23 protein-coding genes and 1 other RNA gene are annotated in these 23,132 nt (G+C 71.5%); 10 read left to right on the forward strand and 14 right to left on the reverse strand.

The genetic code is table 11. The annotated features are described in order from the left end of the window. Nucleotides 1–173 precede the first annotated feature (173 nt). A complete protein-coding gene (locus F1734_RS16345; protein WP_140188668.1) occupies nucleotides 174–494 on the forward strand; it encodes a PASTA domain-containing protein in 321 nt (106 codons plus the stop codon). Nucleotides 495–513: 19 nt separating this feature from the next. Here the strand turns inward: F1734_RS16345 and thiM are convergent, their stop codons facing one another. From thiM to F1734_RS16365, 4 genes are all read right to left on the reverse strand, one after another. Beyond that, the gene (gene thiM, locus F1734_RS16350) at nucleotides 514–1,356 is read right to left on the reverse strand and encodes a hydroxyethylthiazole kinase (RefSeq protein ID WP_140188669.1); all 843 of its coding nucleotides are present in this window, start codon (nucleotides 1,354–1,356) and stop codon (nucleotides 514–516) included. Nucleotides 1,357–1,411: 55 nt separating this feature from the next. Next, the gene (locus tag F1734_RS16355) at nucleotides 1,412–4,423 is read right to left on the reverse strand and encodes a bifunctional [glutamine synthetase] adenylyltransferase/[glutamine synthetase]-adenylyl-L-tyrosine phosphorylase (RefSeq protein WP_010594313.1); all 3,012 of its coding nucleotides are present in this window, start codon (nucleotides 4,421–4,423) and stop codon (nucleotides 1,412–1,414) included. Nucleotides 4,424–4,541: 118 nt separating this feature from the next. Beyond that, complete coding sequence (locus F1734_RS16360) at nucleotides 4,542–5,879, reverse strand: glutamine synthetase family protein (protein ID WP_010594312.1); 1,338 nt, start codon at nucleotides 5,877–5,879, stop codon at nucleotides 4,542–4,544. A gap of 84 nt (nucleotides 5,880–5,963) precedes the next feature. Continuing rightward, nucleotides 5,964–7,496, reverse strand: a complete 1,533-nt coding sequence (locus F1734_RS16365; RefSeq protein WP_140188670.1) for an alpha/beta hydrolase — start codon at nucleotides 7,494–7,496, stop codon at nucleotides 5,964–5,966. Between the two features lie 222 nt (nucleotides 7,497–7,718). Between F1734_RS16365 and panB the strand changes: the two genes are divergently transcribed. From panB to pip, 3 genes are all read left to right on the forward strand, one after another. Next, entirely contained in the window at nucleotides 7,719–8,567 is an 849-nt protein-coding gene (gene panB, locus F1734_RS16370) for a 3-methyl-2-oxobutanoate hydroxymethyltransferase (RefSeq protein WP_010594310.1), read from the forward strand. 91 nt (nucleotides 8,568–8,658) lie between these two features. Then, complete coding sequence (locus F1734_RS16375) at nucleotides 8,659–9,093, forward strand: hypothetical protein (RefSeq protein ID WP_017680353.1); 435 nt, start codon at nucleotides 8,659–8,661, stop codon at nucleotides 9,091–9,093. After that, a complete protein-coding gene (gene pip, locus F1734_RS16380; protein ID WP_064066127.1) occupies nucleotides 9,093–10,052 on the forward strand; it encodes a prolyl aminopeptidase in 960 nt (319 codons plus the stop codon). Before F1734_RS16375 ends, pip begins: the two co-directional genes overlap by 1 nt. 3 nt (nucleotides 10,053–10,055) lie before the next feature. On the opposite strand, the gene F1734_RS16385 is transcribed toward pip, so the two are convergent. The 4 genes from F1734_RS16385 to rnpB all read right to left on the reverse strand — a co-directional run bounded on the left by F1734_RS16385 (nucleotide 10,056) and on the right by rnpB (nucleotide 12,881). Further along, the gene (locus tag F1734_RS16385; protein WP_064066126.1) at nucleotides 10,056–10,667 is read right to left on the reverse strand and encodes a CHAP domain-containing protein; all 612 of its coding nucleotides are present in this window, start codon (nucleotides 10,665–10,667) and stop codon (nucleotides 10,056–10,058) included. Further along, nucleotides 10,651–12,060 (reverse strand): RNB domain-containing ribonuclease, encoded by a 1,410-nt coding sequence (locus tag F1734_RS16390; protein WP_010594305.1) that lies wholly within the window; start codon nucleotides 12,058–12,060, stop codon nucleotides 10,651–10,653. The genes F1734_RS16385 and F1734_RS16390 overlap by 17 nt, the downstream gene beginning before the upstream one ends. A 16-nt stretch (nucleotides 12,061–12,076) precedes the next feature. Further along, on the reverse strand, nucleotides 12,077–12,256 hold the full coding sequence (locus F1734_RS16395) for a hypothetical protein (protein ID WP_006947711.1): 180 nt from the start codon (nucleotides 12,254–12,256) through the stop codon (nucleotides 12,077–12,079). Between the two features lie 212 nt (nucleotides 12,257–12,468). Next, an RNA gene (gene rnpB / locus F1734_RS16400) (RNase P RNA component class A) lies at nucleotides 12,469–12,881 on the reverse strand. A 56-nt stretch (nucleotides 12,882–12,937) separates the two neighbouring features. Between rnpB and F1734_RS16405 the strand changes: the two genes are divergently transcribed. After that, nucleotides 12,938–13,462: a DUF1697 domain-containing protein gene (locus F1734_RS16405; protein ID WP_203010793.1), complete on the forward strand. Its 525-nt coding sequence runs from the start codon at nucleotides 12,938–12,940 to the stop codon at nucleotides 13,460–13,462. 43 nt (nucleotides 13,463–13,505) lie between these two features. Here F1734_RS16405 and F1734_RS16410 read toward each other — a convergent pair whose 3' ends face one another. The 4 genes from F1734_RS16410 to F1734_RS16425 all read right to left on the reverse strand — a co-directional run bounded on the left by F1734_RS16410 (nucleotide 13,506) and on the right by F1734_RS16425 (nucleotide 16,958). Beyond that, complete coding sequence (locus F1734_RS16410) at nucleotides 13,506–13,703, reverse strand: hypothetical protein (protein WP_010594303.1); 198 nt, start codon at nucleotides 13,701–13,703, stop codon at nucleotides 13,506–13,508. 208 nt (nucleotides 13,704–13,911) lie between these two features. Continuing rightward, nucleotides 13,912–15,045 (reverse strand): bifunctional RNase H/acid phosphatase, encoded by a 1,134-nt coding sequence (locus F1734_RS16415; protein WP_172603557.1) that lies wholly within the window; start codon nucleotides 15,043–15,045, stop codon nucleotides 13,912–13,914. Then, nucleotides 15,003–15,740 (reverse strand): zinc ribbon domain-containing protein, encoded by a 738-nt coding sequence (locus F1734_RS16420; protein ID WP_010594301.1) that lies wholly within the window; start codon nucleotides 15,738–15,740, stop codon nucleotides 15,003–15,005. The genes F1734_RS16415 and F1734_RS16420 overlap by 43 nt, the downstream gene beginning before the upstream one ends. Nucleotides 15,741–15,824: 84 nt before the next feature. Next, nucleotides 15,825–16,958 carry a Nif3-like dinuclear metal center hexameric protein gene (locus F1734_RS16425; RefSeq protein ID WP_010594300.1) on the reverse strand — a complete coding sequence of 378 codons (1,134 nt, stop codon included), beginning with the start codon at nucleotides 16,956–16,958 and terminating at the stop codon, nucleotides 15,825–15,827. A gap of 116 nt (nucleotides 16,959–17,074) precedes the next feature. On the opposite strand from F1734_RS16425, the gene F1734_RS16430 reads away from it, so the two are divergent. The 5 genes from F1734_RS16430 to F1734_RS16450 all read left to right on the forward strand — a co-directional run bounded on the left by F1734_RS16430 (nucleotide 17,075) and on the right by F1734_RS16450 (nucleotide 19,706). Then, nucleotides 17,075–17,776 carry an HAD hydrolase-like protein gene (locus tag F1734_RS16430; protein WP_026137660.1) on the forward strand — a complete coding sequence of 234 codons (702 nt, stop codon included), beginning with the start codon at nucleotides 17,075–17,077 and terminating at the stop codon, nucleotides 17,774–17,776. Further along, nucleotides 17,766–18,233: a low molecular weight protein-tyrosine-phosphatase gene (locus tag F1734_RS16435; RefSeq protein ID WP_124258848.1), complete on the forward strand. Its 468-nt coding sequence runs from the start codon at nucleotides 17,766–17,768 to the stop codon at nucleotides 18,231–18,233. Before F1734_RS16430 ends, F1734_RS16435 begins: the two co-directional genes overlap by 11 nt. Before the next feature lie 28 nt (nucleotides 18,234–18,261). Continuing rightward, the gene (locus F1734_RS16440; RefSeq protein ID WP_064066119.1) at nucleotides 18,262–19,101 is read left to right on the forward strand and encodes an SURF1 family cytochrome oxidase biogenesis protein; all 840 of its coding nucleotides are present in this window, start codon (nucleotides 18,262–18,264) and stop codon (nucleotides 19,099–19,101) included. Between the two features lie 23 nt (nucleotides 19,102–19,124). Continuing rightward, a complete protein-coding gene (locus tag F1734_RS16445; RefSeq protein WP_010594297.1) occupies nucleotides 19,125–19,484 on the forward strand; it encodes a DUF5655 domain-containing protein in 360 nt (119 codons plus the stop codon). A gap of 81 nt (nucleotides 19,485–19,565) precedes the next feature. Then, the gene (locus tag F1734_RS16450) at nucleotides 19,566–19,706 is read left to right on the forward strand and encodes a hypothetical protein (RefSeq protein WP_017680347.1); all 141 of its coding nucleotides are present in this window, start codon (nucleotides 19,566–19,568) and stop codon (nucleotides 19,704–19,706) included. Nucleotides 19,707–19,888: 182 nt separating this feature from the next. On the opposite strand, the gene F1734_RS16455 is transcribed toward F1734_RS16450, so the two are convergent. Both F1734_RS16455 and F1734_RS16460 read right to left on the reverse strand, forming a co-directional pair. Next, a complete protein-coding gene (locus tag F1734_RS16455) occupies nucleotides 19,889–21,727 on the reverse strand; it encodes an AMP-dependent synthetase/ligase (RefSeq protein WP_203010794.1) in 1,839 nt (612 codons plus the stop codon). Between the two features lie 60 nt (nucleotides 21,728–21,787). Next, entirely contained in the window at nucleotides 21,788–23,008 is a 1,221-nt protein-coding gene (locus F1734_RS16460; RefSeq protein WP_371851030.1) for a lipase family protein, read from the reverse strand. Nucleotides 23,009–23,132 lie beyond the last annotated feature (124 nt).

Here is a 23,132-nt window from a genome sequence, read left to right on the forward strand (position 1 = left end):
TCGTCCACGGCCGGACCACGGTCCGCGCCGCGGGGGCGCTCGCCGCCCGGATCCACCGCCGGATCGCGCCGATAGACCACATCTGACGGACGCCGCCCCCGCCACCACCGGCGGCACGGATGTCCCCCACCGGATTCACTCCATCGCGACATCGTTCCCGAAAGGACGTTGTCATGCGCACCACCCTCCCGGCCGCGCTGTGCGCGGCCGCCGCCACCCTCCTTTTCGGTTCCGGCCTCGCCGCAGCGCAACCCGCGCCCGATGTCGTCGGCCTCAGCGAACAGCAGGCGATCGCCCTCCTGGACGCGGAAGGCATCCCCTACAGGATCACCAACCGCGCCGGGAATCTGTCCGGCGACTGCCGCGTCACCGAACAACGAGATCGCGGCTACCGCACCGAGGTCGACTACGTGTACGACCACGACGACGACGAGTTCGATCGCGTCGAACGACAGGTGTGGCTGGGCGTGGGTCTCGTCGTCGTCTGCCGCTGAGAGATCCGGAGTCGCCGAGCTACCTGCGCGGTTCGAAGATCTCGAGCTGCGCGCGGGCACGGAGCGTGTCGGCGTCCACGGTGTAGAGGGCGTCGAGATAGGCCACGGCGAACGTGCCGGGGCCCGCGGCGGCCGCCTCGGCGATCTCCGCGGCGACGGCGACATGCACGTGGGCCGCGGCGAGCCCGATCAACGGCGTCGGTGCGACGGCGAGGTATGCGGCGACGAGACCGCCGAGGGCACAACCCGTGGCCGTCACCTGCTGCAGCATCGCACTGCCACCGCCGACCCGCACACCGATCACTGCCCCGCCGGCGTCCTGGCCGACGAGGTGATCGATTGCGCCCGAAGCCGATACGACCTCGGCACGATCGAGCAGGGCCAGCGCCGCCGGGACCGCCGCCGCCGCGTCGGCGGAACTGTCGACGCCGCGGGTCCCGCCCCGCAGGCCCGCCAGGGCGATGATCTCGGAGGCGTTGCCGCGGATCGCCGTCGGCCGGTGCGCCAGCAGTTCGGCGGCGAGGTCGCTGCGCCACGGCAGACCGCCCACGCCCACCGGGTCGAGGACCCACGGGGTGCCGGCCTCGTGAGCGCTGCGGGCCGCGAGACGGAACGCCTCCGCGGTGGCATCGTCGGGGGTGCCGACGTTGATCAGGACGCCGTCGGCCGCCCGCGCGAATCCGCCGGCCTCGTGCACGTTGTCGATGTGCGCATTGCTCGCGCCCGCCGCCAGAAGCACGTTGGTCACGAAGTTCGCCGAGACCACGTTCGTCAGGGACTGCACCACCGGCGTCCGCGACCGCAGTTCCCCCAGCGCCCCGGCCACGGCGTCGACCGTCGGGACACGGCGCGAAGTCGTCACGAATCTCCCTTTCTCACATACGAATCGCGTGGGTGCGGCAGCTGGATCCGGGATCTCACGTCCCGAACACGCGTTCCACGACTGCCCGCGCACGCCGGGTGACCCGCAGATAGTGGTCGAGGAACTCGGAGGCGTCACCCCCCGGCCAGCCGGCGACCTGCGCCACCGCCGAGAGCAGCTTCCCCGGACCGGGCAGCTGATCGGTCCGTTTGCCGCGCACCAGCACGAGCGCGTTGCGGGCGCGGGTGGCGGTGAGCCACGCGTCGCGCAGCAGTGCGACGTCCGCGCTGCTGAGCAGTTCGGCGGCACCGATCGCGTCGAGCGTCTCGAGCGTCGACGTATTGTGCAGCGACTCGATGTTGTGAGCGTGCTGCAGCTGCAGCAGCTGCACGGTCCATTCGATGTCGGCCAGACCGCCGCGGCCCAGCTTGGTGTGCGTGGCGGGATCGGCGCCGCGCGGCAACCGTTCCGAGTCGACGCGAGCCTTCATCCGGCGGATCTCGCGCACCGCGTCGTCCGACACCCCGCCGGCCGGGTACCGGGTGGCGTCGATCATGTGCAGGAAGCGCAGCCCGAGGTCGGCGTCCCCGGCCACCGCGTCGGCCCGCAACAGTGCCTGCACCTCCCACGTCTGCGCCCACTGCGCGTAGTACGCCTGGTAGGACGCGAGGGTGCGCACCATCGGGCCGCTGCGCCCCTCGGGTCGCAGCCCGGTGTCGACCTCGAGCGGCGGATCCGTGCTCGGCGCACCGAGCAGGGCGCGCACCCGCTCGGCGACCTGGTTCGCCCACTTCACCGCGGCGGTCTCGTCGGCGCCGGCGGTCGGTTCGCACACGAACAGCACGTCGGCGTCGGATCCGTAGCCCAGCTCGCCACCGCCGAGGCGGCCCATGCCGATGACCGCGAGCCGTGCCGGAGCCGGCCCGTCCTCCAGCTCGGACGCCTTGATCACGGCGCTCAGGGCAGCCTCGAGCACGGCCGCCCACACGGCGGACAGCGCGCGGCACACCTGCGGTACGTCCAGCATTCCGAGAATGTCGGCGCTGGCGATACGGGCGAGTTCGGCCCGGCGCAACGACCGGGCCGCGTTGATGGCCCTGTCGGGGGTGCCGTAGCGGGCCGAGGAGGTGACGATGGCCTTGGCGACCTCCTCGGGCTGCGGTTCGAGGAGCCGGGGACCACCGGCGCCGTCCGCATAGAGCCGGACGACGTCCGGGGCCCGAACCAGCAGATTCGACACGTAGGCGGAGGAACCGAGCACGGTCATGAGCCGGTCCGCGACGGACGGCTCGTCGCGCAGCGTCCGCAGGAACCACACCCGGTCGACGAGCGCCTCCGACAGGCGGCGGTAGGCGAGCAGGCCGGCGTCGGGGTCGCTCGTCTCCCCCAGTGCCTCGAGCAGCTGGGGCAGCAGCAGCGCCTGGATGCGGGCCTTGCGCGAGGCGCCACCGGACAGCGCCGTCAGGTGGCCGAGGGCGTTCTCCGGTGCGCTGTAGCCGAGTGCGGCGAGCTGGCGGACCGCGGCGTCGGGCGACAGCCGCAGCGCCTCCTTGTCCACCCGGGCGACCGACTCGAGCAGCGGGCGGTAGAACAGCTTCGCGTGCAGTTTGCGTACCCGGGCCGCGTTGCGCTTGATCTCCGCCTCGAGCACGCCGAGCGCGTCGTGCCGGCCGTCGGGGCGCATGTGCGCGGCGCGAGCGAGCCAGCGCATCGCCTCCCGGTCCTCGGGGGGCGGCAGCGTGTGCGTGCGTTTGAGCCGTTGCAGCTGCAGCCGGTGCTCGAGCAACCGCAGGAACTCGTAGGAGGCCCGCAGGTTCGCGGCGTCGTCGCGCCCGACGTATCCCCCGTCGGCGAGGGCGGACAGCGCCTGCACCGTGTTCGGCACGCGGAGCGACTCGTCGGCGCGGCCGTGCACGAGCTGCAGCAGCTGGACCGCGAACTCGACGTCGCGCAGGCTGCCGCGGCCGAGCTTGAGTTCGCGCTCGCGCAGTTCGGCGGGCACGAGCTCCTCGACGCGCCGGCGCATCGCCTGCACCTCGGGCACGAACGCATCCCGCTCGGACGCCGTCCACACCATCGGACTGAGTGCCTCGACGTAGCGGCGACCGAGATCGAGGTCGCCGGTCATCGGCCGGGCCTTGAGCAGCGCCTGGAACTCCCAGGTCTTGGCCCAGCGCTGGTAGTACGCGACGTGCGAGTCCAGGGTGCGGACCAGTTCGCCGCGTTTGCCCTCGGGACGCAGCGCGGCGTCGACCTCGAAGAACGCCGAGGTGCCGATCCGCATCATCTCCCCGGCGATGCGGCTGGCGCGGGCATCGGACGGCTCGGCGACGAACACGACGTCGACGTCGCTGACATAGTTGAGCTCGCGGGCCCCGCACTTGCCCATCGCGATCACGGCCAGGTCGACGGGGCAGGGACCGTCCGTGACGACGTTGGCGACGGCCACCGCCAGGGCCGCCGTCAGGGCCGCATCGGCGAGATCCGCGAGCCGCTGGCCCACCTCGAGGTACGGCAGGACCGGTTCGTTCTCCACGACGGCGGCGAGATCGGCGGCCGCGAGCAGCGCCAACTGATCGCGGTAGCCGGTGCGCAGAGCCGCCACCGCGGCCGGACCGGTGATCTTCGCCCGGTAGATCAGACGGTTCTCGCCCGTCCCGGCCTCGGGCTCGGCGTCGACACAGCCGAGCATCCGCTCGGTGAGGGTTCGCCGGTCGGGCAGGTGCAGCGCCCCGGCGAGATCACGCCACCGCTCCGGGTGGGCGACGATGTGGTCGCCGAGGGCGGACGAGCCTCCGAACAGGCCGAACAGCCGCCCGCGCAGTCCCTTGTCGGTGCGCAGCGCGGCGACGAGTTCCGCCCAGCCATCCCCGAGCGCGTCGTGCAGGCGGGCCAGGGTCCGCAGCGCGAGGTCCGCGTCGGGTGCGCGCGAGAGCGCCCACAGCAGTTCGGTGCTCTCGGTGCCGGTCCAGCCGAGCTGCCGGAGCTCGTCCGGCGCGGTCGGAGCGAGCAGGCCGAGCCGCCCGGCGCTCGGTATCGCCGAGCGCGCCGCCGGCGGTCTCACCATGGTGGCGTCGTTCCGGCGCGGGACACTGCCGCCCGAGTGGGCACGGACCTCACCTCTTCGTCGTCGTCAACCGGCCGGTCCGCGGCGACTCCCCCGGGCGGCCGCGGCCGGCAAGGGGTTACAAGCCCAGATACTGATCCAGTTCGTACGGGGTGACCTGGCTGCGGTAGTTCTCCCACTCCGTCCACTTGTTGCGGAGGAAGAAGTTGAACACATGCTCCCCGAGTGCCTCGGCCACCAGTTCCGACTTCTCCATCTCCCGCAGGGCGATGTCGAGGTCGGTGGGCAGCTCGCGGTACCCCATCGCACGCCGTTCCGCGGAGGTCAGCGCCCACACGTCGTCCTCGGCCTCGGGCCCGAGCTCGTAGCCCTTCTCGATGCCGCGCAGGCCGGCGGCGAGCAGCACCGCGAACGTCAGGTACGGGTTGCAGGCCGAGTCGGGTGTGCGGATCTCGACCCGGCGCGACGACGCCTTGCTCGGCGTGTACATCGGCACCCGCACCAGGGCGGAACGGTTGGACGGGCCCCAGCACGCTGCGGTGGGCGCCTCGCCGCCGTGCACGATGCGCTTGTACGAGTTGACCCACTGGTTGGTCACGGCACTGATCTCGTTGGCGTGCTCGAGCACCCCGGCGATGAACGCCTTGCCGGTCGCCGAGAGCTGCAACGGATCGTCCGGATCGTGGAACGCGTTGTTCTCGCCCTCGAACAGGCTCATGTGGGTGTGCATGGCCGAGCCCGCGTGCTCGCGGAACGGCTTGGGCATGAACGTCGCGCGCACGCCCTCCGACATCGCGATCTCCTTGACCACGTAGCGGAAGGTCATCACGTTGTCGGCCATGGACAGCGCGTCGGCGTACCGCAGGTCGATCTCCTGCTGACCGGGTGCGGTCTCGTGGTGGCTGAACTCGACGGAGATGCCCATCGACTCGAGCGCGTCGATGGCGTGCCGGCGGAAGTTCGGGGCCGAGCGGTGCACCGACTGGTCGAAGTAGCCGCCGTCGTCGGCGGGCACCGGCAGCGCCCCCGGTTCACCGTTCTCGATGAGGAAGAACTCGATCTCGGGATGCACGTAGCAGCTGAATCCCAGGTCGGACGCCTTGTTGAGCTGGCGACGCAGCACGTGTCGCGGGTCGGCCCAGCTGGGGGTGCCGTCGGGCATGGTGATGTCGCAGAACATGCGGGCCGAGTACTGCTGACCCTTGCCGTCGGCCCACGGCAGCACCTGGAAGGTCGAGGCGTCCGGGCGGGCGACCATGTCGGCCTCGGAGATGCGGGAGAAACCCTCGATGGCCGAGCCGTCGAACCCGATGCCCTCCTCGAAGGCTCCTTCGAGTTCGGCCGGGGCGATCGCCACCGACTTGAGGGTTCCGACGACGTCGGTGAACCACAAGCGCACGAACCGAATGTCGCGCTCTTCGAGGGTGCGGAGCACGAACTCCTTCTGGCGATCCATACGGCCGAGACTAGGCACAGTGCGTTAAATCCGTGTTACATCCGCGGGTTGTGGTTCCGGCGTGTCGCTCACATCGTCGGGTGGTCAGCACCGCAGGTCCGCGGCGGGCGCCTGCCCGGTCACGAAATAGCCGGTCACCGGGTCGTCGACGCAGTCCTCGCCGTCCAGGACGACGGTGTGCTGGGTACCCCTGAAGGTGACGAGCGTGCCACCGAGTTGCCGGGCCAGGTCCACCCCCGCCTGGTACGGCGTCGCGGGGTCCCCGGTGGTGGAGACGACGAGCACGGTCGGCAGGCCCGGCACGTCCGGGGTGTGCGGCGCACCGGTGGGCGGCACCGGCCAGAAGGCGCACAGATCCCGCGGCGCGGCGCCGCTCGCGCGGCCGTCGTCGAGGAACGGCGCCGCCTGCCGGTACAGCCGGTCGGCCTCGGCCGCGACGGCCGGGTCCGTCACCGGCGGATCGTCCACGCACCGGATCGCATTGAACGCGTCGGTGGCGTTGGTGTAGGTGCCGTCGTCGCCGCGTCCCTCGTACAGGTCCGCGAGCAGCAACAGCGTGTCGCCCCGGCCGTCGGTCAGCGCCGCGAGGCCCGCCCGCAGCGAACCCCACAGCCGCGGCGAGTACAGGCCCTGCTGCACCCCGGTGACCGCGTCCCGGTGGCTCAGACCCCGCGGATCCGTGGTGTCCGCGGGCGCCGCGATCAACGGATCCACGAGAGCGCGGAACTTCTCCACCGCCGCAGCCGGGTCGGTGCCGAGCGCACAGTCGTCGTAGCGGGCGCAGTCCGCCGCGAACGCGTCGAACGCGGTCTGGAAGCCGGCCGCCTGCAGCAGGACCTCGTCGAGGGGATCCTGCTCGGGATCGAGCGCACCGTCGAGCACCATCGTCCGCACCCGGTCGGGGAAGGTCTCCGCATAGAGCGTGCCGATCCGGGTGCCGTACGAGAAGCCGAGGTAATTGAGTCTCTCGTCGCCGAGGACGGAACGGAGCACGTCCATGTCGCGCACCACTTCGCGGGTGCCCACGTGGGCGAGCAGGTCGGTGCCGGTGCGTTGCGCGCAGGCCTCGGCGTAGTCGCGGTGCCGCTGCTCCGTGCGCGCGATGCCCTCGGGACTCATGTCGCCGTCGTCGAACGCGCGGTCGGCGTCCGCCTCGGCGTCGGTGCGGCAGCGCACCGCGGGCTCGGAGGCGCCGATGCCGCGGGGATCGAAGCCGATCACGTCGAAACGGTCGGTCAGCTCGGTGCCGTCGGCGACGGTGGCCAGCCCGAGCCCGGACGCACCCGGTCCGCCGGGGTTGACGAGCAGCGAGCCGATCCGCTGCCCCGACGCGGGCGAACGCGAGATCGCCACGGTGATCGTCTCCCCGCCCGGGTCGTCGTAGTCCAGCGGCACCGTGATCCGCGCACACTGCACGCCGCGCGGCAGCGAGCCGGCGTCGGCGCCGTAGTCCCGGCAGGACTCCCACTGCACCTGCTGTCCGTAGAACTGCTCGAGGCCGGCCGGGGCGCCGAGCGGCGCCGTCCGCGGCGGCGCGGTCTCGGTCGTGGTGCTGCATCCGGCGGCGAGCAGCGCCACGGCGGTCACCGCGACGGCGCGGAGTGGAAGGGACGACACCCAGCGATGGTGCCACGGGAGGTACCGCAGCCGGCTCGGTGGTTCGGGACTGGTACCGCGGCCGGCTCGGTGGTTCGGGACCGGTCCTGCGGCCGCGACCGGCGGATGTGACCAATCGCACCGCCGGTGCCGCTACTGCCCGGATGACGCCGGTGGCAGACTGAGACCGTCATCACCCAACCCGGGGACCCGCACGGGCCTCGAGGCAGAAAGGGACCTCTGATGTCCGAATCCACGACTGCCCTCTACGGCGGCTCGACTCCGTCCGACGCTCCTCGCCGCAAGACGCGGGTCCATCACCTGCAGGCCATGAAGGCCGAGGGCCGGCGCTGGGCCGAGCTGACGGCGTACGACTACTCGAGCGCCCGCATCTTCGAGGAGGCCGGCATCCCGGTGCTGCTCGTGGGCGACTCCGCCGCGAACGTCGTCTACGGCTACGACACGACCGTGCCGGTCACGGTCGACGAGATGCTCCCCCTCGTACGCGGCGTGGTGCGCGGCGCCCCGCACGCACTGGTGATCGCCGACCTGCCGTTCGGCACCTACGAGGCCTCGCCGGAGCAGGCCCTCGCCACCGCCATCCGCTTCATGAAGGAAGGCGGCGCCCACGCCGTCAAGCTCGAGGGCGGCGAGCGGGTCGCCGCGCAGATCGCCGCGATCACCGCCGCCGGCATCCCCGTCCAGGCGCACGTCGGTTTCACCCCGCAGTCGGTCAACAGCCTCGGCGGTTTCCGGGTGCAGGGCCGCGGCGACGGCGCCGAACAGCTCGTCGCCGACGCCATCGCCGTGCAGGAGGCCGGGGCCTTCTCCGTGGTCATGGAGATGGTGCCCGCCGACATCGCCGGTCAGGTCACCCGCAAGCTGACCATCCCCACGGTCGGGATCGGTGCCGGAAACGAGTGCGACGCCCAGGTCCTCGTGTGGCAGGACATGGCCGGATACACCAGCGGCAGGACCGCGAAGTTCGTCAAGAAGTTCGGCAGCGTGGGCGACGAACTGCGCCGCGCGGCCGCCGAATATGCTGCAGAGGTGGCGGCCGGGACGTTCCCCGGTCCCGAGCATTCCTTCTGATCCGGCAGGGCGAGGGAACCTGCGGCCGGTCCGGCCGCAGGTTCCCTCGCCCGCAGGCCCGGGCCGTACCGACCCACGAGGTGCACCGCAGATGATTCGTCCCCGTCGCACACTGCTCGCCGTTGCCGTCGCCGGTGCGACGATCGCCGGCCTGGCCGGGTGCGCGTCCGGCGGCCAGCCCGCCCCCAGCGGCTCGAGTTCCGTGTCGGCGCAGCCGACGACGGACGCGACATCGGAGCCGAGCACGCTTCCGGGTGGAGTCACGGAGCCCCAGGCCGCCGAGCTGTGCTCGCAGATGGAGGCCCAGCTGCAGAGCTGGCGCACCTACACCCCGTCCATGAGCAAGCCCGGTCTGAACCTGCTGGTCGGCGAGTGGGCCGCCCGCAACGGCATCGACATGCTGGCGCTCGCCCGGGACCGTGACCGGGTCGACGCGATCGCCTCCGCCCAGTGCCCCGAGGTGCGCGGCGAGGCACTCGAGGCGCTGCAGATCCCGACCCTCGCGTCCGCCCTGGTCGGCTTCTGATGCCGTTGCGGCAGCCGTACCCGCCGATCGAGCCGCACGAGCAGGGCATGCTCGATGTCGGTGACGGCCAGCGCGTCTATTGGGAGGTCAGCGGCAATCCGGCCGGCAAGCCGGTGGTGTTCCTGCACGGCGGCCCCGGCGGCGGCACCGTCCCCGCACACCGCCGGTTCTTCGATCCGGAGGCGTACCGGATCGTGCTGTTCGATCAGCGCGGCTGCGGCCGGTCGGTCCCGCACGTCGCCGACGGCGCCGATCTGTCCGCCAACACCACCGAGTACCTGCTCGCCGACATCGAAGCCTTGCGGCGGCGGCTGGGGATCGGCCGTTGGCAGGTGTTCGGTGGCTCGTGGGGGTCGACACTGGCGCTGGCGTATGCGCAACGGCATCCGCACCGGGTCACCGAGCTGGTGCTGCGCGGCATCTTCCTGCTGCGCAGCAGCGAGATCGACTGGTACTACAAGGGCGGTGCCGGACAGCTCTTCCCCGAACTGTGGGAGCGCTTCCTGGAACCGCTGACCGGCGCGCCGGAGGGCGAGCATCCGGTCGACACGTACCACCGGCTGCTGCATTCGCCCGACCCCGACGTCGCGCTGCGGGCCGCCGTGGCGTGGTCGACGTGGGAGGGTGCGACCAGCGCCCTGCTGCCCGCACCGGAACGGGTGGCGGAGACGTCGGACCCGCGTTTCGCGCTGGCGTTCGCCCGCATCGAGAACCACTACTTCCGCCACCGCGGTTTCCTCGAGGAAGGGCAGCTGCTGCGCGACGCCGGGCGGCTGCACGCCGTTCCCGGGGTGATCGTGCAGGGCCGCTACGACGTGGTGTGCCCCGCGACGAGCGCGTGGGAACTGCACAAGGCATGGCCCGGCTCGGACTTCGTCGTCGTCGACGACGCCGGGCACGCCGCGAACGAACCCGGCATCACCCATCACCTGCTCGAGGCGACCGACCGCTTCCGCTGAACCTCATTCGAGGCGGCCGAACCCGACCACCGCCGAGTCGGACGTGACGTCGACGGTGTGCACGCGGATACGGCCGAGTTCGTTGCCGCCGACGGTCGTCGCGGTGTCGCCGTCGACCGCGACGACGATGTTGGTGTGCTGGCCGACCCACAGCTCGTTCTCGTACAGCACCACATCACCCACCACCGGCCGGTAGCCGCCGCCGGCCGGTTCGAATCGGCCGGCCGAGTCGTAGTACTCCTGCAGGGTGTACACGCCGGGGATCCGCCAGTGCCCGGAATGCGGATTGGCCAGCGGGCGGCCCGCTTCCCGCATGATCCAGCTGACGAAGTTCGCGCACCACGGCTCCTCGGCGCCCTCGGAATAGAAGGTCCCGGGTCGCTGCGTGCGGTGTTCGTCCCCGAGCAACTCCACGATCCGCGCCTGCGGCTGCGTCAGCGACGAGGTGTCCACGTCCGGGAAATCGGCGGTGTCCCAGGGCAGGTATCGGCTCGGTACCGCGCCGAGCACCAGCACCGCGGCGAGGACCACGAGCGCCACCGCGGCGACGATGCCGGCGAACAGGCCCCGCGGCCGCCGCTCGCGGCCGGCAGCGCCGTCACGCCGGGTACGCAAACCGCACCTTCCGCGTCTGCGGGTCGGCGTGTGTGAGCCGGATCCGGATTCGGCTGCCTTCCTTCGGTTCCCCGGTGCACGGGGCGATCACGGTGGCGTCGGGCACGAACACCTCGGCGTCCCGGCGGCCGTTCGTCGCGCGCAGGACCGTCGCATCGAACGTCTCCCCCACGTGCGGGGCGAGGACCGTCGCCTCGGTGAGTTCGATGCACGCGCGGGTCACCTTCCCGGCGAGCGCATCGGAACCGGTCATGGTCTCGCGAAGCTCCGGGAGCGCCGCGCGCACGGATGCCGGCACGTCGGTGCCGGCACAGACCGCCAGGCACACCTCCGTCGCGAACCGGTCGGCCAACCGCCGCAGCGGCGCCGTGACGTGTGCGTACGGCGCTCCGATCGCCCCGTGCCCCGGCTGCTCCGGCACCTCGCCGTCGAACGCGACGTACGACGCGCCGCGCAGCAGCGCGGGGGCCTCGCTCATCAGCACCAGCGTGCCGGGCACGGTCATGTCGAGGCCGGCCAGGAAACTACCCACCGGCACATCGGCCGGCCAGGGCACGCCCAGGGCGGAGGCGGTGCGCCGCAGTTGCGTCACGGCTTCGGGAGCGGCCGCCGGCAGGGTTCGCAGCAACCCGATCCGCGCGTCGAGCATCATCTGCGCCGCGCACATTCCGGTCAGCAGCGAGACATGGGAGTTCCAGTCGTCGACCTCCGTGCGCGGCTGGGTGGTCAACCGCCAGCCGTTCCCGTCGGCGATCACGTCCTGTTCGGGCAGCCGCAGTTCGATCGCGCCCCGGGCCCGGGCCGCCGCTTCGCGGAGCCGGCCGAACTCGGGCAGCGCCGCGATCGACGGGTGCACGACACCGGCGTCGACACCGGCCTGCACCCCGGCGTAGTCGAACCGTGCGACGGATCGGACCAGTGCGCGCCGCACCGTCACGTCCACAGGCTCGGCGGCCTCGTCGAGAACGATGCGCCACAGCGCCGCCGGGCGCACGCGGCCGGGCAGCAGACTGGCCGCGTCCTCGGACAACGACCGCGGATGCAGCGGGACCGACCCGTCGGGCAGGTAGTAGGTCTGACCGCGGCGCCTGCTCTCGCGGTCGAGCGCGCCGCCGGGGGCGACGAAGGCCGCGACGTCGGCGATCGCGTAGTGCAGGACGAATCCGTCGACGGTCCGCTCGAGGTGCAGGGCCTGGTCGAGATCCATCGATCCCGGTGGGTCGATGGTCACCAGGGGCAGATCCGTGCGGTCCACCCGCGCGGCGGACCAGCGGTCGGCTGCGGCGTCGGCCTCGGCGACGGCGGGCAGGGGGTAGTCGTCGTCGAGCGCGAATTCGGCGCGGACGGCACCGAAGTCGATCGCGGGCGCGACGACGATGCGGGTGTGCGTCACCGTGCCGGGGAACCGCTCAGCGGTTCCATTCCTCGTCGGCCTCGTCCGCTGCCTTGTTGCGCTCGGCCGCGATCTCGAGTGCCCGTTCGGCGGTGGCGCGGTCCGGGTACGGCCCCATGCGGTTCAGCGCGCTCGGGTCCTTCCCCTGGCTGACCTTTCCGGTGTGTACGTCGTAGTACCAGCCCTCGTCGCTCATGACTCCCAGTCTGCCCCACGCGGCGCCGAGTGTCGGGGTAACCCGCGTGCGACGGCGCGGCTGGTACGGTCGGCCCCTGGTCCCCGCTCGACGACGCGAAAGGAATCGCATGTCGTACCTGCTCTACGACTTCCTGCTCCCCTACCTGGGACACGAGGCCGCCTCCTACTGGGCGCACCTGCTGGTCGTCGCCCCGATCTGAGCCGGGTGGGCGGACGAGCCGGCCTGTAAGCCGGATCCTGTACCCCGCCGAGGCGGGGTGGCGACCATCCATCTGGGCACACCGTCGCCGGGTACCTCGAGCGGTTCACCCGCAGGCTCGGGCGAGCAGCCCTCGGACACCTGCGCAGCCGCACCGACGGGTCGGTGCGGCCTTCAACCTTGCTCCGGGCGGGGTTTACCGAGCCACCCCGGTCACCCGGGGTGCTGGTGCGCTCTTACCGCACCGTTTCACCCTTACCCACCCCGAAGGGTGGGCGGTCTGATTTCTGTGGCACTGTCCCGCGAGTCACCTCGGGTTGCCGTTAGCAACCGCCCTGCTCTGTGGAGTCCGGACTTTCCTCGATCCAGGGCCTGGCACCGCCACGGTGCCGGTTCCCTGTGCCGCGGTCGCCCGGCCAACTCGTCCGCGTCGATCAGCGTACTGCCTCACGTGTCGCAAATGCGAACTACGGTACCGCCATGGCGAGATATGTGGCTCTGCTGCGCGGCATCAACGTCGGCGGCATCACCATCGCGATGGCGGATCTGAAGGACGTGTTCTCCGGACTCGGTTTCGGGAACGTCCGCACCGTGCTCGCGTCGGGCAACGTGCTGTTCGACGCCGGCCCGGCCGACACCGCCGAATCGAAGGCACGGATCGAGGCGGCGCTGCGCGCTCGATTCGGCTACGAGGCGTTCGTGTTCGTCCACGATCAGGCCGCCGTCGCGGCGATCGTCGACGCCTACCCGTTCCAGGAGCGCGACGGCCGGCACGCATACGCGATCTTCGTCGCCGATCCCGCGCTTCTGGACGAACTCGCGGCGACGGCGGCGGGTCTCGACCCGGCGGTCGAGCGCGTCGCCCGGGGCGACGGCGTCCTGTACTGGGACGTCGAGCGCGGGCAGACGGTCCGGAGCGCCTTCGGCCGGAGCCTCGGCAAGCCCCGCTACAAGGCGGTGACCACGACGCGCAACCTGCGCACGCTGCGGAAACTGCAGGTGTGAACGACGGAACGCCGCGTGCGGGGTCGGGCGCCCGCGGACGGGGTCAGTCCGTCGCCGGAGGTACGCGATCGGGGTCGTAGTCGTCGAGACCGGCGGCGATGCGTTCCTGTTCGGTGCGATATTCGAGATAGTCGTCGTCGAGGCGTTCCGGCGCTTTGCCGTGCTCACGGCGATCGCGGGTGACGTGTTCCGTCGGAGTGATGACGTCGTCGAGATTCGGCTCGTCGTGCGGTTCGGTCATTGTCGGCACCTCCGAATGCTGCCCGGACTGCTGCTCTGGCCACCGTCGGTGTGATCACCGTCGGTGTGATCACCGTCGGTGTGATCACTGTCGGTGTAACCACTCTCGCTGGTGCATACCCCACGTGTCGGTCACCGAACCGGGACGCCGCCGGTGTGTCCTTTGGGCGGCTACCGCAGCCCAAAGGACACACCGATGCCGCGGGCGCCTACAGGTGCGAGGTGTCGTTGACCAGGCGCACGGCCGCGCCGCCGTCGGGATAGAACTCGGCGATGCTCAGCGACGCGAGGTCCAGGTGCAGGCGATACAGCAGCGACGGCCCGGCATCGAGCGCCATCTGCAGCAGGGTCTTGATCGGCGTGACGTGGGAGACGACGAGTAGGTTCGCCCCGCCGTACTCCGCGACCAGATCGTCCCGGACAGCAGCGAGACGGCCGCGGACCTCGTCGAAGCTCTCCCCACCCGGCGGGCGCACCGAGGTGTCGCCCAGCCAGCGACGGTGCAGATCGGGGTCACGCTGTGCCGCCTCGCGGAAGGTCAGTCCCTCCCACTTGCCGAAGTCGGTCTCGAGGAGCCCGTCGTGCACCGTCACGGGCAGACCGAGCACCGCCGCGGCGGCCTCGGCGGTCTCTCGCGCCCGTCCGAGCGGCGACGAGACCACCGCGGCGACATTGCCACGCTCGCCGATCCGACGGGCAGCCGCGCGCGCCTGCGCGCGGCCCAGCTCGGTCAGCGGCGGATTACCGCGCCCGGAGTAGCGGCGCTCCACCGACAGCGGGGTCTGCCCGTGCCGCAGCAGCAGCATCCGCGTGGGTGTCCCGACGGCACCGGTCCAGCCGGGCGATTTCGCCGGCGGCGCCGATGCGGACGACGGCGGTTCGGAACCTGTGGTGGCCGAGGCAGCACCGTCCATCGCCTCGTTGGCGAGCCGGTCGGCGTAGGCGTTCTCCGCGCGCGGCACCCAGGTGAACTCGACCCGCGAGAATCCTCCGGCCAATTCGCGGGCACGCGCGGCGAGCGGAATCATGTCCGGGTGCTTGATCTTCCATCGGCCCGACATCTGCTCGACGACGAGCTTGGAATCCATCCGGACGTCGACCTCGTCGGCCCCGAGTTCGGCGGCGGCGGTCAATCCGGCGATCAGGCCTTGGTATTCGGCCACGTTGTTGGTGGCGCGGCCGATGCTCGCGCTGCGTTCGGCCAGCACGGCCTCGCGGTCGGCATCGAAGACCACCGCACCGTAGCCGGCCGGTCCGGGGTTGCCGCGCGAACCGCCGTCGGCCTCGACAACGACCCGGCTCAAATCCCGGATTCCTTGGTACGTACCAGGATCGCGTTGCATTCGGGGCAGCGCACGAGCGCCTCGGGCGGGGCGGCGGCGATGCGAGAGATCTCGCCGCGGTCGAGTTCGAGGCGGCACGCGCCGCACCGTCGCGCCTGCAGCAGGGCCGCGCCGGTGCCGGTCTTCGACCGCTGCGCCTCGTACTGGTCGACGAGCTCGGCGGGAAAGGCCTCCACGAGTGCCGCGCGGTCGCTCAGGCACCGCTGCTCGGCGACCTCGATGTCGGCGAGCGCTTCGTCGCGCAGGCGGACGGCGTCCGCGAGTTCGGCGTCGACGCTCGACAGCCGCGCGCCGGCGTGGTCGTGGTCGGCCTTGGACGCCTCCCGGCGTTCCATGACCTCGAGCAGCTCGTCCTCGAGCAGCGCCTGCCGCCGTTCGAGACTGGTCAGCTCGTGCTGGAGTTCGGACAGCTGCTTGGCGGCCACGCTGCCGCCGGCGAGGAGCTTGCGGTCGCGCTCCTCCCGTTGGCGGACCGCCTCGACCTCCCCTTCGAGCTTGCGGATGTCGCGGTCGAGGTCGTCGAGGATGATCTCGACGGCGACGGCGGCGTCCCGCCGCGCGGTGCGTTCCGCCTCGAGCCGTTCGACCTCCTGCTGTTCGGGCAGGGTGCGGCGCCGGTGCGCCAGGCGGGTCACCTCGGTGTCCACAGCGGCGAGGGCCAGGAGCTTGGACTGCACGGCGGGTTCGACGTTCACTCGGCGGGTTCCTGCTTTCGGCGGCGAGATCTGGGGGTGATAGCTGCCTACCGTACCGCGCGGCCGGTCACGAGGAACCCGGACCTACCGGGCGGCGGTGGTCCAGGGATCGGTGCGTAGCTCGCTGACGCGGGCCGCCCACCCGTCGCGATCGGCGAACGCGGCGTCGAGCACTCCTTTCGCCTGCGCACACCACGGGTACTCGCTGGCCCAGTGCGCGACGTCGACGAGCGCGGGTCCGCCGGCGCGCAGGTGCTCGTCGGCCGGATGGTGCCGCAGATCCGCGGTGACGTACGCATCGACGCCGAGCCGTGCGACGGTGCCGAGAAAGGAGTCGCCGGAGCCGCCGCACACCGCAACGGTGCGGACGATCCGGTCGGGGTCGCCGGCACCGCGGACCCCCCACTCCGTGGCCGGCAGTGCCGCGGCGACGCGTTCGGTGAACTCGCGCAGCGTCTGCGGCACCGGGAGGTCGCCGACGCGGCCCAGTCCCCGCGAGCCGGGCAGCTCGGCCAGTTCGAGCACGTCGAACGCGGGTTCCTCGTAGGGGTGCGCCGCGCGCAGAGCGGCAAGCACCCGGCCGCGCACGGATCGCGGGGCGACGACCTCGACGCGGTCCTCGGCGACGCGCTCGAGTTCGCCGACGGTGCCGATCGCCGGATCCGCGCCGGCCTCGGGACGGAACTGTCCGGTCCCGGAGGTCGTCCAGCAGCATTCGCGGTAGTTGCCGAGCCGGCCCGCGCCGGCGTCGAACAGGGCGGCGCGCACCTGTTCGGCCGAGTCGGCGGGCACGAGGACCACCCACTTGTCGACGGCCGGTTCGGGCTTGGGCTCGATCGGCCTCAGTCCGGTCAGGCCGAGCGCCTGTGCCAGCGCGTCGGACACGCCCGGATCGGCGCGGTCGGCGTTGGTGTGGGCGGTGAACAGCGCGCAGCCGCCCCGGATGAGCCGGTGGATCAGGGCGCCCTTCGGGGTGTGCGCGCCGACGGTGTCGACACCGCGCAGCAGCAGCGGGTGGTGCACGAGGAGCAGTTGTGCGCCCCAGTCGAGGGCTTCGTCGACCACGGCCGCGGTGGCGTCGACCGCGAGCAGCACCCTGTTCACAGGTTCGTCGGGATCGCCGGCGACCAGTCCGACCGAGTCCCACGACTCGGCCAGCGACGGCGGGTAGGCCGTCTCGAGCACGTCGATCACCTCGCGCAGCGTCACCGCCGTCACCGCTCCTCCTCCGTCGTCTCCACCGTTGTCCCCGCAAACCGTCCCCGCAAACCGTCCCCGCAAACCGTCCCCGACCCTACGCGGCGGGCCTCGCCGGCAGCCGGGACAATGGGGGCGTGACGACTCTCGCCGATCTGCATCCTCTGCTGTTGCCGGCACCCGTGGTGCTGTTCGACCTCGACGGCACCCTCACGGACTCGGCGGCGGGCGTGATCGACGGGTTCCGGCATGCGCTCGCCACGGTGGGCGCTCCGGAACCGGCGCACGACGAGCCGCAGCGCGTCCTCGGTCCGCCGATGATCGACACCCTGCGCGGACTCGGTCTCGACGAGCAGCAGGTGCACCGGGCTCTCACCGCGTACATCGAGCGGTACGACGAGCGGGGCTGGGCGGAGAACTCCGTCTTCGACGGGGTGGCGACGATGCTCGGGCGAGTGCGCGACGCCGGCAGCCGCCTCGCCGTCGCGACGTCGAAGAACCAGAACTTCGCGGTCCGCATCCTCGAGCATTTCGAGTTGGCCGGCCACTTCGACTTCATCGGCGGCGCGAGCGACGACGGGACGCGGCGGGCGAAGGGGGACGTGATCGCGCACAGTCTGGTCGCGCTCGGGGTGGACCCGGTCGCCGCCGAGGACGGCGGCACCGGCGGCGTGGTCATGGTCGGTGACCGCGAGCACGACGTGACGGGTGCCGCGCGGTGGGGCATCCCGACGGTGTTCGTCGAGTGGGGGTACGGCGCGGCCGACGAGGCGGCCGCCGCGCACCGGTCCACGTCCAGCGTCGGCGAACTGACGAGGATGCTGACCGGTGACCGCTGAGCGCCTGCACGTGACGTTCGTGTGCACCGGCAACATCTGCCGCTCGCCGATGGCGGAGAAGATCTTCGCCGAGCATCTCCGCAGGGCCGGTCTCGCCGGGCAGGTGCGGGTCACCAGCGCGGGCACCGGCGACTGGCATGCCGGCGAGGACGCGGATCCCCGCACCACGGAGCTGTTGCGGCGGCACGGTTACCCGATCGGGCACTGCGCCCGGCGCGTGACCGACGAACAGCTCGCCGCCGATCTGGTGGTCGCGCTGGACGCCGGCCACGACCGGATGCTCGCGCAGCTCGGGGTGCCCGCCGAGCGCCGCGCGCTGCTGCGCAGCTTCGACCCGGACGCCGAGGGCGAGTCGGTTCCGGATCCGTACTACGGCGACCGGCACGAGTTCGAACTGGTCCGGCGGCAGATCGAGGCGGCGATCCCGGGTCTGCTCGACTGGGTGCGACGGCACTGAGGCCCGCGTCACCGGCTACCGTGGTTACGTGCGACGACTGACGTTCCTGCTCCGCCCGAGCTGGCTGGTGCTGGCCCTGGTGGTGGGCGGCTTCGCCTACGCGTGCTTCACCGTGCTCGCGCCGTGGCAGCTCGGCAAGAACACCACCACCGAGGAGCGCAACGACCGGATCACCGCCTCGCTGGCCACGGACCCCGTGCCGGTCGAGGAGCTGCTCACCGGGCCCGCGCCGGCTCCGGAGGACGAGTGGCGGCGCGTCGTCGCGACCGGCTCGTACCTCCCGGACTCGGATCTGCTGGTGCGGTTGCGCAGCGTCGAGTCCTCCCCCGCCTACGAGGTGCTCACACCGTTTCGGCTCGCCGACGGCCGCACCGTCCTGGTGAACCGCGGATACGTGCGTCCGGAACGGGGCACGGAGATCCCCGGGTTCGCCCCGCCGCCCACCGGCACGGTGACCGTCGATGCGCGCCTGCGGATGTCCGAGGGAACCGCCGAGGGCAGGGCCCCGTTCCGCGACGCCGGCCACGCCCAGGTCTACTCGATCGATCCCGCGCAGATCGCGGCGTTCACCGGCCTGGAGCTGACGGGCGGATACCTGCAGCTGTCCGAGAACCAGGCCGGGGGGCTGGGCACGATCCCGCTGCCGCAGCTCGACGCCGGCCCCTACCTGTCGTACGGGCTGCAGTGGGTGGCATTCGGAATCATGGCGCCGCTGGGGCTGGGGTACTTCGTGTGGGCGGAGCTGCGCGAGCGCCGCAAGCGGAAGGAACCGGCGCCGGCGACCGCACCCGAGGCCGAGCCGACGCCCGCCCCGGTGGAGCGCAGCACCGACGACAAGCTCGCCGACCGTTACGGCCGGTCCCGTTGAGCCACTCAGGCGAGGAGCCCGCGATGCACGCGACGATCGACGACTACCTGGCCGACAAGGACGACGCCGCCGTCGACATGTTCTGCCGGCTCCGCACGCTCGTGCTGGGCCTCGGCGACGACGTCGAGGAGCAGGTCCGTCCCGCCGAGGTGCGATGGGGACGCGGTCGGATCTTCGCGGCGGCGTTCGTCTATTCGTCGCGGCTCGAGATCGCCGTGGACCTGCCGCGGCGGGTCCATCACCCGCAGCTGCGGGAGGCCTTCCCGACCACCGCGAAGGTGACGACCCACCGCTTGAGCATCGCCACCCCGGACCAGCTCGACGACGGCGTCGTCGCGCTGCTGGCGGAGGCGTACGAGACGGCCGGGACAGGCTCCGGGTAGCAGGCTCCGTCGGGCACCGCCCGGAGCGACGACGGGTCGGCAACGGGTTTAGGACCGGTCCGGCCGGTGCATCCGTCGCCCATGACCGAGAACACCGGAAACCCGCAGCAGTACGACGCATCCCAGGACCCGGACGCCGACCCCGAGCAGTTGCAGTCGAGCGCCCCGACGCAGCCGGATCAGGCCGAGGGCGAGGACGACGACGCCGGACCGGAGGCCTGAACCCGGACGCGGCTCCCGCGGATCGGCAGGCCCGGCTACTCGAACAGCGGACCGTCGAGGCAGCCGGACGTCGCCCGCCGGATCCCAGGTGGGGATGCGCCCGGGAGATCCGCCCGCCACTTCGGAACCCGCGCACGCCGTGACGTGGGCGGATTCCGAACCGGCGCGGGGATGCTGCCCCGTCAGGCGTAGAGCTGCTCGATCCGATCGGCGAAGTTGTCGACCACCAGTTTGCGGCGCAGCTTCATGCTCGGTGTCAGATCTCCCGCCTCGATGGACAGCTCCCGATCGAGGACGGCGAACCTCTTGATCTGCTCCCAGCGGTTGAGCCGGTCGTTGAGCCGGTCGATGCACTCGCCGATCAGCGCGTGGGTCCGCTCGTCCCGGGCGATCTCGCCGAACTCCCTGCCGGCCATGCCGTTCTTGCCCGCCCATTCGGTGATCGCCTCGGCATCGAGGCCGACGAGGGCGACGCAGTAGGGCCGGCTCTCGCCGTACACGACGATCTCGCCGGCGTACGGGCAGATGCCTTTGAAGGCGGCGGAGATCGCGGACGGCGCGACGTACTTGCCCTGACTGGTCTTGAACAGGTCCTTCTTGCGGTCGGTGATCCGCAGGAAACCCTCGGAATCGAGTTCCCCGATGTCGCCGGTGTGGAACCAGCCGTCCGGTTCGAGCGCCTCCGCGGTGGCCTCGGGCCGCTCGTGGTAGCCGTCCATGACGCCCGGCCCGCGCAGGAGCACCTCGCCGTCCTCGGCGATCTGCACCTCCGTACCGGGGAAGGGCCAGCCCACGGTGCCGAGCCGGTACGCGTACGGGCGGTTGATGAACGACGCGGCGGATGTCTCGGTCAGGCCGTACCCCTCGAGGATGATGATGCCGGCGGCATCGAACCACTGCGCGACGGCACGGTCGAGCGGCGCCGCCGCCGAGACGAAGAACCGCAGGCGACCGCCGAAACGTTCCTTGACGGTGGAGAACACCAGACGGTCGGCGATCCGGTACCGGAGCCGGTCGAGGGCGGACGGGGTGCGGTCCTCCTGCCGGGCCTGCGAGACACGCAGGCCGACGCCGACGGCCCAGTCGAAGATCTTCTTCTTCGCCCCGCCCTCCTCGGCGACCATCGCCTCGATGCGCGCGTGCGCCTTCTCGAAGATGCGCGGCGCGGCGCCCATGAAGGTGGGGCGCACGACAGCGAGGTTCTCGACGATCTTCTCCACGCGGCCGTCGATCACCGTGGTGAAGCCGATCTGCAGCGGCAACGCCAGCATCACCTTGCCGAAGGCGTGCGACAGCGGCAACCAGAGGAAGTTCAGGTCGTCGGGGCCGAGGATGTTCACCGCGTCGACGGCCGCGGCGGTGTACGTCCACCCCGAGTGCGGCAGCAGCACGCCCTTCGGCTTGCCGGTGGTGCCGGAGGTGTACATGATGCTCGCCAACTGCTCGGGACGGATCGCATCCACCCGGTCGGCGACGACGGAGGGCGACTCGGCGAGCAGTGCGCGGCCCCGGTCCTCCAGGTCGGCGAGGGTGACGACCCAGTCCCCGTCGCCTTCGCCGTCGACGACCACCACGGTCCGCACCTCGGGCAGATCGGCGCGGTGGGCGACGAGCTTGTCGACCTGGGTCCAGTCCTCCGCGACCACGACGGCGCTGCCCGAGTTGGCGACGATGAAGGCGACGTCGGGCGCGTTGGTCGTGGGATAGATGGTGGTGGTCGCGGCGCCGGCGCACATGATCGCGAAGTCGGCGAGCACCCACTCGTACCGGGTCGACGAGGCGATCGCCACCGGGTCCTCGGGTTCGACTCCCAGCGCGATCAAGCCCGCGGCGAGTGCGGTGACCCGGTCGCCGACCTGACGCCAGGTCGTGCTTCCCCAGCCGTCGCCCCGGGGGTACCGGAAGGCCTCGGCCTCCGGCGTCGCGGCGACCCGGTCGACGAACAACCGGGCCACCGACGGGGCCTGATCGTCGATCTTCGCGAAGTCGACCGTCTCGTCCACCGCCCGCAGCGCAGCCATGCGCCGAGTGTAGATCCGCAGCAATCGCCGACGTGGGCAGTTGCGCAAACGGCGGAGGCGTCAGCAGGTGCTGGGCGCCGGTTCGCCGCGGAACCGTGCGTCGACCCAGTCCAGGGCCGGGAACAGGCCCAGGGCGGCAGCGGAGAGATGGTCGGGCGTCGGGGTCAGGAGAGTCTGCACCGGCACCCCGGCCGCGCAGTAGCGGCGCATCGTGGCGATCACGGAGTCGACCGGGATGAGCGCATCTGTCGGACTGTGCCATTCGAAGATCGGCGCCTTCGGCACGCCGGCATACAGCTCGAGGCTGTTCTCCTCCATCACCGTCCGCGCTGCCGGATCGTCGAGGAACCGGCGGTTGTCGGTCATCTCGGCCGCGCTGCGACCGACTCCCCAGAACATGATCTCGTTGGTGCAGCCGTTGGCGATCAGCTGCTTGAGCCAGTGTCCCTGGGCGTTGAGCTGCGGGGTGACGTGGATGCGGTCGGGATACTCGCGTTCGAGCCCGAGGGCGGCAGCCATCGCGAGGCCGAACGCCGGATGCGGCGCGGTGCCCAGGCTCTCGGCCATCTTCACCAGGTTCATCGGGACACCGCCCTCGGCGGCTCCCACGATGTTCAGCTCCGGGGCGTATTCCGGGGCCAGCGCCGCGGCCCACGAGGTGGCCATCCCGCCCCCCGAATAGCCGCCCAGCGCGACCTTGCTCTCCGCCACCTGCAGTTCCGGCACGCGTTGCACGGCGCGGATTCCGTCCAGCGTGACCCGGCCGCCGAGCTTGGCGGCGCCGTAGGCCATCCGTGGGCCCAGATGGTCGGGCAGCGCCACCGCCCACCCGCGCGCCAGCGCAAGATTGAGTCCGGCGGCCTCCCGGATCTGGTGCAACGGATGGCTGGTGTAGAGCTGGGAGACGATCTTGCACTTGTGCCCGAGCGCGTTGATGATGTGCTGATACGACAGCAGCGGCCCGTTCGGCACGTGATGCGCCGGCCGCACGAAGGTCGTATTCGCCGCGACGGGTCGATCCTGCGAATCCGTGGTGCGGAACAGCACTTCCCACACCGTGCTGCCCGGAAAGTAGTACGAGGGCGGCAACTGCCGGACCCGCAGCACATCGCCCGGTGCGCGCGCCGGGAGATCGGGCGGCGCGGCGTAGAACGGGTCCGGATCGGGAGCGGGTAGCAGCGGTTCGGCACCGGCACTGCCGGTGCCGGACACGGTCGCAACCAGTGCGAGCGCGATCGCGAACACAGCGCTTCGGACGGATCGGCCAATCACGAAACCCACGGCATACCCCACCACCACCCGGACGTCGGACCGGGATCGACTATGCCAGACACCTGCACTCCCGGTGCGTGAACAATACGATTGCCCGAGAGCCTCGCGCCGGCGACGCGCGCGCCGCTCCGGC

This window comes from Rhodococcus ruber (assembly GCF_016804345.1).
Classification (GTDB): Bacteria; Actinomycetota; Actinomycetes; order Mycobacteriales; family Mycobacteriaceae; genus Rhodococcus; species Rhodococcus ruber.